At 45.6% G+C, this 12,224-nt stretch carries 5 protein-coding genes; 1 reads left to right on the forward strand and 4 read right to left on the reverse strand.

Annotated features, from left to right (window positions below):
- Position 1 precedes the first annotated feature (1 nt).
- From ACLHR0_RS23735 to ACLHR0_RS23750, 4 genes are all read right to left on the reverse strand, one after another.
- Positions 2–1,081, reverse strand: a complete 1,080-nt coding sequence (locus ACLHR0_RS23735; RefSeq protein WP_436490008.1) for an acyltransferase family protein — start codon at positions 1,079–1,081, stop codon at positions 2–4.
- Positions 1,082–1,091: 10 nt separating this feature from the next.
- Positions 1,092–3,278 carry a GumC family protein gene (locus ACLHR0_RS23740; protein ID WP_436490010.1) on the reverse strand — a complete coding sequence of 729 codons (2,187 nt, stop codon included), beginning with the start codon at positions 3,276–3,278 and terminating at the stop codon, positions 1,092–1,094.
- 394 nt (positions 3,279–3,672) lie between these two features.
- Complete coding sequence (locus tag ACLHR0_RS23745) at positions 3,673–9,792, reverse strand: fibronectin type III domain-containing protein (protein ID WP_436490012.1); 6,120 nt, start codon at positions 9,790–9,792, stop codon at positions 3,673–3,675.
- A gap of 388 nt (positions 9,793–10,180) precedes the next feature.
- Positions 10,181–11,365, reverse strand: a complete 1,185-nt coding sequence (locus ACLHR0_RS23750; RefSeq protein ID WP_436490014.1) for a glycosyltransferase family 2 protein — start codon at positions 11,363–11,365, stop codon at positions 10,181–10,183.
- A 423-nt stretch (positions 11,366–11,788) separates the two neighbouring features.
- On the opposite strand from ACLHR0_RS23750, the gene ACLHR0_RS23755 reads away from it, so the two are divergent.
- Positions 11,789–12,181, forward strand: a complete 393-nt coding sequence (locus ACLHR0_RS23755) for a response regulator (protein ID WP_370910356.1) — start codon at positions 11,789–11,791, stop codon at positions 12,179–12,181.
- Positions 12,182–12,224: the final 43 nt, after the last annotated feature.

Consider the following 12,224-nt stretch of genomic DNA (forward strand, 5'->3'; position numbering starts at 1 on the left):
TTCATATAAAACTATACGTCATGATTTTTCCATTTGAACGGCTGGTACCAAACTTTCCCGTAAACAGGAAACTGCATCCTAATTTTACCAGTAAACGATAAGCAATAATTGAAAGCAATATCGAGGATGGTATACAGATCAGCAGCAACACGATCCCGTTGGTTATCCCTATGCCCAGCAGTACCGCGCGTAACCCCGCAAAAACAGTAATGTGCAGGAGGTAGATGTACAGGGAATAGTGGCCGGTTATGCTCAGGAACTGCAGCTTGTGCAGCTTCGCAAGCCAGGATGCCAGCATGATTACAAATAAGCAGCCATTGAGTGCAATGAGCATTAACAGGTACAGGTTCATTTGTTGATGATACAGGTAATACCATTGCAGCACACAAAACACCGGCGTCAACATCAGCAGGTTCACCGGGTTGGATAACTGTTGCTGTATTTGTATACGGAAAAAGTAAACCGCAGTAATATCCCCGATGGCAAAGTAGATGTAGTGCAGTGCGATGTCATAAAGCGCGCTGCTGCTGTGCACATATGGTGCCACGCCAAGCAGTACCAGTCCTGTTACCACCTGCCAGTACTTTTTCTCTTTGAACACCCGTGATGTGAGCAGATACAACATGGTAACATTAAATAATGCAAACAGGTACCACAACTGATCCAGTGTTCTGGGCTGAAGCAGTATATTCAGGAAATCCGTTGCGGACCGTTCCGCATTTGCGTATTTCGGAAATAAGATCTGCAAACTGATTTGTATGACTGCCCAAAGTATATAAGGATATAATAGCGTATTGATCTTCGATATCCCAAAGTTCTTGGCACCTCTTTTAGCAATACTTCTGCTGAAAAAAAATCCGGAAAGCAGGAAAAATAAAGGCATCCTGAAACTGTAAAGCATGTCGTTTGTGGCAAGTACTTCTTTAGGAAGAGATACGCCCCGCGCCACCAGACCATATGCCAGATGACGGTAAACCACCAGTACAATGGCTATTCCCTTGGCATAGTCGATCCAGGCATAACGCGAATCATTTTTTTCGGGCCGCAAACTAAATATGTCTTTAAAGATCCGTTGATACATATTTAAAAGATCAAAGCTCAATAAAATCTTCTTTTACATTATTCAAAACCACTCCCAGGAACTTATCGCCGAGAGACTCCAGGAACTCGGAAGATTCTCTGTCAATTTGTTTCATTTTCAAGCGGGAGGAGAAAATTGCTACCACACCTTCTGCATAGGCAGCCAGTTCCCGGCTATCTGTGAAATCGTTCAGTGGGGCGCCTTCCATCAAAATATAATCGTAGTGTTTTTTCAGTTCAGGCAGGTAATTGAGCAGGTGGTTGGGCGGTAAAATTTCTGATGGCGTATAGTCGCCACCTTTACATCCAATAATTTCAATACCCGGTGTTTCGTAAGTAGTAACAATCTCTTTTACTTTTTCAATGGAAAACTCTTCCGGTGGTACAGAGAAATACTCCAGGGTTGGTTTCGCTTCCATTTGCACGCTTACATCATTGTTACAGAAGTTGGTATCGATGATCAATACTTTTTTGTTGCTCAGGCTGAGGCTGTATGCCACTGCCTGCAGCAGTGTGGTTTTACCCTGCTGGGGTTCTGTACTGGTAAACAGGAATATTTTTTTGCCACTGCTTTCCAACTCATACCTGAGTTTACGTAAAAGTTCGCGGAAAACATTTTGTCTTTTCAGCCATTGTGCCTCATCCGTTTTACGTTGTAATATTTCCAGCAGTTTATATCTCTGAAGATTAGTATGATTGATGGTAGCAATCAACTTCAGATTGGAGCTGCGGTTGAATACAGAAGGGGATTTCAGTGAGTTGTCCATAAACTCCCTGAAAAGGATACCGATGCAGGAGATCATAAAAACAGCCATACCGGACATGCCCATAATGACGAGCCGTTTGGATGATTCTGGTGTGAAAGCCGGTTGTCCCTTTAATGTCTGGCGGAAATTATCCTGTGGCACATTCCGGTTATCTAAGGCGGAGCCGAGTTTTTCTTTCAGCTTATTATATTCATCCTGAGCCAGTTCCACTTCCTGTTGCAGGGAAGTTACCGTAGCTTCCTTATTGGCATAAGAACCAACGGAAGAACGGAGATTACGGATCTTTGCTTCCAGGGTACTGATATTTAATTTAGCGGCGCTTACCTGTGCTTCCAATGCATCCCTGCTTTGGATCAGCTCTTCACGGGTACTTACTTTGCCCGTAGTAGAAGAAGCATCCAGCAATATCTTTTGCAATTTGGCGCGCTGCGTTTTTATTTTTTCTGCCAGTGCATTATCAGTGGAGCCGGAATTTACATACTGGTCGTTCAGATCGTTGATCTGTTTTCTCAGCGTAACTATTTCCCCATTTGAATTGGAGTAGGCCGGTTTGCCACTGGTTGCCTGGGCCAACTGTGTGTTCACGTTGTCAAGAGAAGCCTGAAGGTTATTGTAGTTCGCCCTTTCGTCTGATACAGATTTCTCAAATTGTTTGATCAGATCCCATTCGTTGCCGCTGGCGGTTTCTACGTTTAACACGCCTTGTTGTGTTTTGTAACCCCTGAGCGCTTCTACTTTCTGCTCCAGTTCCTGTTTCTTTTGGTTTACCAGTGCTTCAAATGTTTCTACGTTTTCAACAGAGCGTTCAGAACGGGAGCTGCGGTAAAAACGGATAAACTCTTTGTAAAGGGTATTAACAGTGTACGCCGATAATTCAGGATTATCTGAATAACAGATGATGTTGATATAATCTGTACGGGAAAGACGTGCGGCATACAGCATTTTACGGATAGACTCAAAGTCGTACCGGTAAATCTTCATGAACTCCAGTATTTTTCTTTCTTCCGGCTGGGAAGAAGAAAGTATCTGCAGCGAATCAATTTTCTGACGGCAGATGCGCACAATTTCTTCCTTGTTGGCACTGGTATAATGAGGATCTTTCAGATCTTTTTCTGAAAGATGTCTGAAAGGTTTAGTGGAGGTGAGATCGTGCACCATGAGGTCACAGGCCAGTAATCCGATTACCAGCGGGGAATTCATGGTTTCGATAACGTTATCGAATTTAACATCTGCTTCAAAGAGGTTCAGATTTTCGTCCCGCAGTTTGATTTGTTCATTCGTTGTAAAACCTGTCGCCATCTGGGCGGTAGAGGCATAAAGTTTGGGTTTGCCGATGGTAAAGGCAAATGCAGCTGCAACAGCGGCAATGGTGCTGAACAGGATCCACCATTTCTTTTTAAGCAATGCCTTTATAAAATACACAATGTCCATATAGAATTTTTCCTTTAAGCTTTAATTGATACGCAGGGGTAGGTATACGTAAATACACGTACATCGGCCTTGTCCCGGCGTGGTAACTGGTATGTCAGAGGAGATGGTAAAAAATAAGATGATAATGTCAGGCAAGAAGCCCTACAATATATCAGGTTTTTGGCTGAGGATGAGGTTAATGGGGAGATATCCGGGGAGCAAAGCTATCCTGGTATATCCGGTTATGGCTCAAAGGTAAAAGATTATATTAAAACACACTTTATTTTTAAGCGAAACATAAAAATTAGTTGGTAACCGCTGAAGTTTGGCGGGTAAAGCGATTATTTTATAAAAAAACCGTTCCGGAACATTGCCCGGAACGGTTTTACTTTTATAGTAATCATTCAGTTACAACTCAGTTCTGCCTGATAAGTTTAACGCTCTTTGTTTCACCGGTAGAAGAAGTGATCCTCAGGATATATACACCCGGCAGTGTCACTGTACGCTGTGTATTGATCCTTATCAGGTTTTTACCCTGTGGTACCTCTTTCCTGGTTTCGCTGTAAAGGCGCTTACCACTCAGGTCATTGATTTCAATGAGCATTACAGGTGCTGTTTTCTGCAGTGTCATATCAATGGCCAGGTTATCTATATAAGGGTTTGGATAAACGTTCACCAGCATACTGCTTTTTGCAGTATTTGTGGTGGTGATCATTGAATTACCCGTTCCCATCAGCTGCGTATTATTGCCCAGGTTCTGAATGTTGGTGGTGGCAATAATTTCCATTGCATTCAGATAGCCTACCTGACCGCCCGGAGGGATACTAAGCGTAAACGCAATTTCACCGTTAGCGTCTGCTGTAAGGTTCGCGAAATCTGCGGTGGTGCTGGTATTGTTTTGCGCATTCAATGTTTTGCTTACACCATTGATGGTGAACTGGGTGCTGCCGTTATCAGGCTGCGGCGCCCACCATTTACTGTTGGACAGGAACTTGATGGTATAAGTGGTATTGGCGCTTAACCCGGTAAGGTGACCGTGCATAACCGGTGCGCCTGTAAAGAAGCCGGATAATGAACCGAAGTACAGGTATTCAGCCAGTACCGCATCCGGGTACACACCGCTGTTATTACCGGTGGTAGCTCCTTCAACGCCGGCAGCCCACCATGTTTCGTCAAATCTTAATCCTACGGAAGTGGTTTGTCCCTGATCATTCTTCAGGTTGGACGTAGCGCCTGTAATGTTATTCCACGGCGCCGGTACCGTATTATTGAGCTTGAAGTTCAGTAACAGTTTGTAGCTGCCACTGGTGTTAGGCGCCTGGGTTACCGTGATATTGAATGTAGTGGTGTCGGCAGCGCCGTATGTATCCTTCACAATAACTTTTACATTATTGTAAGTACCTGCATCGCTGATAGTTGGCGCTACAGAAAGGGATACACTACCACCTGATTGTACCAGGGTAACAAAAGAAGGCAGGTTGACGGTGCTATACGTAATCGGGTTGTTGTCCGCGTCCGTTGCCGTTACTGGAACATTCAGACTGGAACCTGCCTCCAGACTCTGGTTGGTAATATCTGTTATTACCGGTGCGTGATTGACTGCCGGTGCTGAGGAAGTACCTGCAACCACTTCGATCGCATTCAGGTAACCTACCTGTCCGCCTGCAGGAATACTCAGCGTAAATACTATTTCACCATTTGCGTCGGGGCTGAGGTTTGTAAAGCTCACCACGCTCGCAGAATTGTTTTGTACATACAGTGTCTGGCTAACGCCGTTGACAGTGAACTTCGTGCTGCCATTGTCCGGCTGCGGCGCCCACCATTTACTGCTGGAGAAGAACTTAACGGTAAACTTCTTACCGGCTTCCAGGCCAGTAATGTGGCCGGTCATGCTTGGTGCCCCTGTGAAGAAGCCCGGCAATGAGCCAAAGTAGAGGAAGTCGTTGATCACTGCATCGGGGTATACGCCACTGTTATTACCGGTAATAGCGCCTTCGCCGTTGGTAGCCCACCAGGTTTCATCAAACACCAGGCTCGATGCAGTTGTTTGACCCTTGTCGTTTTTCAGGTTGGTGGTCACTTTTCCGGTAACATTATTCCACGGTGCTGGTGCAGTGCTGTTTTGTTTGATACTGAGGAGCAGTTTATATCCGCTGGTATCTCCACCTGCCGGTGCATTTACGGTGAGGTTAAATACCACGGTGTCGCTGTTGCCATGTGTATCAGTACCAATTACGCCGATGTTATTAAACTGGCCCGCATTGCTGGTAGCAGGAGCCACCAGGAGGTAAGGATTACTACCTTGTGACTGTACTACTGAAACAAAGGCAGGGAGATTATAACCGGTGTACGTAATGGCATCGTTTTCAGGATCGGATCCCTGGAGCTGTACATGCAGGGTATCTCCGGCTGCCAGCGTTTTATTCGGAATAGCCGCAATTACAGGGGCTTTATTTACCACGACGGTAGTATCGCCGGCTCCGCCCGCGTTTATTTCCATCGCATTGAGGTAACCTACCTGTCCGCCTGCAGGAACGCTGAGGGTAAATTTAATTTCACCATTAGCATCTGCTGTCAGGTTTTCGAAAACTGCTGTATTCGTAGTATTATTCTGAACGTTCAGGGCTTTGGTTACACCATTAATAGTGTACTGCGTGCTGCCATTATCCGGCTGCGGCGCCCACCATTTACTGCTGGAGAAGAACTTAATGGAATAAGTCCTGTTTGTTTCCAGGCCGGTGAGATGTCCGTGCATAGCCGGCGCACCTGTAAAGAAGCCGGGAAGCGAACCAAAGTAGAGGTACTGGCTCATCACAGCATCAGGGTATACACCACTGTTGTTGCCGGTGGTAGCACCTTCTGTGCCGGCAGCCCACCAGGTTTCATCGAACGACAGGCCAACGCTGGTGGTTGTTCCGTTGTCGTCTTTCAGATTGGCGGTAGCCCCGGTAATGTTATTCCACGGTGCAGGCGCCATGCTGTTCAATGTGAAGTTGAGGAGCAGCTTATAATTAGGCGTTGGCTTATCTACCACCGTTAACAGGAAGCTGCGCACATCAATGCCGCCCTTGTTATCGGTTGCCTGTAACTTAACAGTATAAGTACCGGATGCACCAAATCCTGGTTGCAGGTTGATGACACAGGTATCATTATTACTGGTGATGGTGGCAAAAGACGGGATCTGGAGTGCTGTCCAGGTGTAGGTATTACCCGGATTCAGATCATGCAGGGATACCTTTACGTTCCTCTGCGTTCCTTCATCCACGCTCCATCCTGCAACAGAATCTATTACCGGAGGATAGTTATCATTTACGATGATATTGAACAACGCGGTGTCCTTTCCTCCGTTAGCATCTGTGGCGATCACTCCAACACCGTTATAGGTGCCCTGCTGCGCTGCTGTTGGCGCCAGGATCAGGGAAGTGGTACCAGCGTTCTGCTGCAGGGAGAAGAATGCAGGTGCGTTATAAAGACTAAAAGTAATCACATCATTATCCGGATCGGTAGCTGACAGCGGTATGCTCTGGGTGGTGCCATAGCGGATCGTCTGACTGCTGATGTCAGCTATCACCGGTGGATTGTTCAGTGATTTTGCGATTACCGCTTTGGTAAATGCGGAGTAACCACCTTCACCAAAAGCTCTTACCTTATAGTATACAATTGTATTGGCGACGAGGGAAGAGTCATTGAACGTTCCCTGTCCGGAAGCCACAGGACCAAGGCTTTTCAGCACGCTGAAGTGCAGGCTGTCTGCCAGGGAACGCTGAACTTCGTAGCCAGTTTCAATGGTGCTGTTATCAGTCCAGGTTAATTTCACTACCTGGGTGGAAAGCGCCTGTGTAACGAGGTTGGTGGGTACTACCGGTGGTAATGGTTTAGCTGCTGTGGTAGCATTGGCTACCGACGTGTAAGCAGATTCACCATAAAGGCCGATAGCCCGTATCTTATAATAATAAGGAGTGGAAGCGTTCAGTGCGGTATCTGTATAGCTTACCGCGTTGGCAGCTGCAGTAGCCACAATGGTATAAGTGCCGCCGCTGCTGGTGCTCCTGTAAATTTCAAAGCCTGTTTCATTATTGCTCTTGTCTGCCCACGTCAGGTTCAGTTTACTGTAATTGTTTACAGCTACTGCGAGGGTGGTTGGGGCGGTAGGAGCGGTACCATTCACTACTGATGTATCAACAAAGGCCTCTGCTGGTATCAGCGTGCGGGTATTAATGCCTGCCGCGCTACTGGTCCAGTATACGCCCATTGCAGAACCGCCGCTACCCTGGAAGTAGGTAACCGTGATAGGATACACACCGGCACTGATAATTACAGTGCCTGCTGCATAAGCCGCCGCATGTGCGCCATCGTTGTTTACGGTAGCGGTAGCAGAGTTGGAATATGCTTTATTAAAATACAGCTTACTGCCATCATCTGAATACGTTTCAAATTTATAGGTACCGGTAACAGGGATACGGATATAACCTGTCCACATTACGGCGTAGTTGGTGGAAACACCGGCTGGTACGATACTCTGGTCAGGCACATAAGCCTTGCCTGTTTGCGCAGGCGTAAGATTGGTGAAGTTGGGCAATGTGCTGTAAGAACCGGTATAATATTTATAATTAAGATTTGCCTTTTTGGTTCTCACCGTTACCTGGTTACTTGGAGTAGATGATTTTCCCGACACATCTTTTGCTTTCACGTAGAAGTTGTACAAGGTGCCATCTGCGAGACCGGTTACGGTTGCAGTAAGTACTTTGCCTACGGAGGTTACCAACACATTGTTTGCATAGATATCATAGCCGGCGATACCTGCATCATCTGTAGCAGCCAACCAGTTTAATATTACCTGGTTATTGGTGTAGCTACCGAGGGTTAAAGACGGAGGGGCAGAAGGAGCAGAGCTGTCTGACGCAGTGGTGCCTTTCACTTCCGCAGAAAGAGGCCCGGCTGCATTGTCGTTTACAGGACGTACTTTATAGAAATAGCTGGTATTTGGAATGAGATTGTTATCAGTAAAAGTAACTACGTTGGCATTGTTTTTACCAACAAGTATATATGGGCCACCCGCCTGGGTTGCGCGGTATATTTCAAAGTACTTTTCGTTGTAGGCCGGTGTGGCATTTTCCACCCACGACAGCACGATCTGTGTTTTGGTGAAACTGTTTATAGCCAGGCTGCTGATAGGATCAGGCCCGTTTACACCAGTGCTGTTTATAATCCGGAAAGTATCGGAGTAAGTACCGATGCAATAGTTGGGTGCTGTAACCCGCACTACATATGCTCCGGGAGTAGAAGTAGTTAAAGTGTTAGTGGTGCTGAGAACGGTAGCGCTGCCTGCACGTATCCATTCATAGTTGAGCATACCGGCCGGTACCTGCATGGTAAGACTGGTAGTGCCATCCGTAGCCGGGAGCACATTGCTGGCAAGGGCAGGGGAGGTAGTAATGGTTTGCGCAGGAGAAGCAGGTTTATAGCTGATCACCAGCGGGGTAACTGACCAGCCGGTCCAGCCGGTAGGGAGTTGTCCTCTTACGCGATAGGTACCGGGAGTGGTAACCACGATTGAGTTGGATGTGCCGGTAGATATAGTGACGCCATCTTTCTGCCATTCATACTGCGAAAATCCCGGCGCTATACCTATGGTAATAGTCTGACCAGGACAAAAAGTGGATGAACCATATAATGGATAAGGATTCAGCCTGTTGGCTCTCAGCATGAAGGGAACAAAATCTGCTTCATTCCATGCATCGTTCCAGGTATTGTGTTCATCGTTGGGATAAGTAGTGAGTTTAAAATTAGCACCGGCGGCATTAATCAATGCCACCACCTGGTTGGTAGTATAAGGAGCCGGGTTGCCATCCAGGCCACCCTGGAAAAGCCACATCGGCGTAAATTTGTAGGTATCAATATGATTGCCGTAGTCTATGGCCATCGCACTCATTGGCAACGAAGCCGCCGTTAACTGGGGATAGCGCATGGTGAATTCCCATGTGCCCCATCCGCCACCGGACAATCCATTTACGATCAGGCGATCGGGATCGCCTTTCGCACTGGTAACAATGGAATCGATTACTTCTTTCAGGTTATCGTAGTCGTTGGGGCCCCAATAGCCACCCTGGCTTTGAGGATATATTAAGTAGCCGTCGAACTGACCATTATCAACGCGGTTGGCCCATGTCTGGCCTCCCCATAATAAATGGAATTCGTTATCGTAGATGGTGCCTTTTTCACCTACACCATGAAAGAACAGGTAGATGGGATATTTTTTTCCATCATTCACGCCAGGAGCGTACGTTTTGGGGAATTTCAGGCGAAACGCCATGTTCTTATAAATGTAGCATTTATAAGAATCTGTGTTGTAGCTCATCCTGACTGTTCTCACCCATTTGGTGATCTTATCATACTGTGGATCCGCTGGGGGATTGGCAGGATTGTAAGTGATAACGGGATCACTGGGGTTTAATGCTGTTTGTGCCTTCACTGCTGATAGATAGCAGAGACCCAAGAGCATTAAAAGGAGCATGCGGTGTAAAGTTCGATTCATGGAAGTATGTTATATGTTATGTTATCTGGCAGTCATTCGGCTTTAACTGCAGAAAAAAAAGTATAACAAGCACTGATCCGGAAAGCCGGATATACTTGCAATTCAAAGGAGATGGTAAAAATTAAATACACTCCGGATATCTATCCAAAGGTGACGTGGCTTTATCGAAGGATGAGGTCTTAGAAAAATGGCTGTAGGTAAATCATCAATTCACTGATGGTGCATTTGTATTCTCAGCTCATTTGTGACAAAAAATGATTCTACAATTGGTTTTTATATTCACCGCTAAAGTAAATAACTGTATCTATATATAAGGAATTTTTTTGCAAACGGCGTTTTTTTGCTGGTAAACGCAAATTTTTATCGGGTGAAATAAACCGGCACTCCATTATTGAACGGCAATACTCCGTTGTGCCCGTTCCCAAACAGCAGATTGCCGCTTCCTGAAGAAGCGTATGCAACCGATGTAAACGGCTACGTTCATAAACACAAAGTAAAAAGGGATATAGAAGTATTTCGCTTTGATCTGCTTTTGGGCAAGTACGTAACCGGTAAATGCGGCCATATAGAAAAGCAGCTGTAATACACCGGTAATTATATATACAGGGCCGCCATTGAACACGATAAGAAGAATATTGGCAACCAGGGCCAGTAGGAGGGACAAGGGCGCAAGCGTCCAGCGCAGCACCCGGTGGGAGATATACTGCCACGTAATTTTAGGATACCTGAAAGGATTCAGCAGCGGGAGCAGCCGGCCCATCGACTGAAATCCGCCTGCGCTGATCCTTACTTTACGCTTATACTCTTCCTGGAGGGAAGCAGAAGAGGTTTCCATGGCGTAGGCGGCAGGTTCATACATTACCCGGTAACCTTTCATGTTTATTTTAAATGAAATCATGAAGTCGTCCAGTATGGTATCTTCCTGGGGCTGCTCATAAAGCGCAGTACGGATCGCTATCAGTTCTCCTGCAGCACCCATTACACTATACAGTTCTGCATCCCATTTTTTCAGTAACGATTCATATTTCCAGTACATGCCCTCGCCCTGGGCTTCTGCACCGCCGGTAGTAGCCATTACTTTCTTTTCGCCGGCCACCACGCCCACCTGGTCATCTGCAAAGTGCTGCATAAGCAGGGATACCGCGGCGGGATTCAGCAGGGTATTGGCATCAGACAATACTACAAAGGGAGTGGTAACCATTGCCATGGCCCGGTTTACCGCGGCCATTTTTCCTTTGCGCTGCGGATCATATAATAAGGTGATCCGGGGATGCTGCGAAATGATCTCATTGGTGTTGTCGGAAGATCCGTCCGTCACAAAAATGAACTGTATTTTCCCCGCAGGGTAATCCATTGCGAGGCTGTTTGCTATCTTTTCTGCAATAAAATCTTCTTCGTTATAAGCAGCTACCAGGAAGGTAACATCGGGTACAAAAGGTGCGGCCGCATCAGCTTTTTTGCCCTGTAATAGCCGTTTGACGCGGATTACAAGATAAAGCAACAAACCATATCCTACGTAACTATAGCATACTATAAAAATGCTCAACCAGAAAATCACAGACAAAATTGACATAGAGGACAATACATTTATGGGGATACGTATGTTTTCAGTGCAAAAGTATCATAATTTGGATCATACGCAATTGTATTTTTATATTAGATCGTTGTTTCATATCGTTTTATTGACATCATTCCGACCGTTTACAGTAAAAATTGCAACACTTACCCTCCAAATTAAGTCGTTTACCAAAAAAAGTATCTATGATATCCTGAAAATAATACTTTTGCTTCATGTTCATCAGATAACAGATCTGGTAACGAACAGCAAAAATGTAAAAACCATCTTTCCTCTCTCATATCCCCATGTTAAAACCGCAGAAGGTAATTTACCTGACTAATAATTGACCACATCCCATCAAAGGCCTTCGGGAGTTTGCAAAATAATTTGCACGTCCCATATTAACGGTTTTAATAATTGTTTGTAAAGAAGGTATAAATGAAAAAGAAAATTTTAGTAATAGACGATAGCATGCCGATGCGTTATTTGCTGGAGGCAGTTTTAGGAAAAGAATATTCGGTAGTTTCCGCACAGGATGGACTGGTGGCAATCACCTGGCTGCTGAAAGGAAACAAAGCGGATCTTATCATCACCGACCTGCAGATGCCGAATATCGACGGCTGGGAACTGCTGGATTATCTGTCAGGCAGCTATCTCTACCAGGATACGCCGGTAGTGGTACTTTCGGGATTCTATGCCGATAAAATGAATGATCTTTCAACAAAATATAATAGTGTGAGAGAAGTGCTGCAAAAGCCTTTCGACCCGATGCAATTGTTAAATAAAGTGGATTATATACTTGAGAAACAATTAAGTGCTGCTGCTGTATAATAAATGATATTGTCACCTACGAATACACTACTAATTTTTAACC

Origin of the sequence: Chitinophaga sp. ARDCPP14, from assembly GCF_051362515.1 — a bacterium.
GTDB lineage: Bacteria > Bacteroidota > Bacteroidia > Chitinophagales > Chitinophagaceae > Chitinophaga.

Coding starts and splice junctions, on each gene's coding strand:
- ACLHR0_RS23750 (WP_436490014.1), bottom strand. CDS start 11,365: ATGTCAATTTTGTCTGTGATTTTCTGGTTGAGCATTTTTATAGTATGC.
- ACLHR0_RS23745 (WP_436490012.1), bottom strand. CDS start 9,792: ATGAATCGAACTTTACACCGCATGCTCCTTTTAATGCTCTTGGGTCTC.
- ACLHR0_RS23755 (WP_370910356.1), top strand. CDS start 11,789: ATGAAAAAGAAAATTTTAGTAATAGACGATAGCATGCCGATGCGTTAT.
- ACLHR0_RS23735 (WP_436490008.1), bottom strand. CDS start 1,081: ATGTATCAACGGATCTTTAAAGACATATTTAGTTTGCGGCCCGAAAAA.
- ACLHR0_RS23740 (WP_436490010.1), bottom strand. CDS start 3,278: ATGGACATTGTGTATTTTATAAAGGCATTGCTTAAAAAGAAATGGTGG.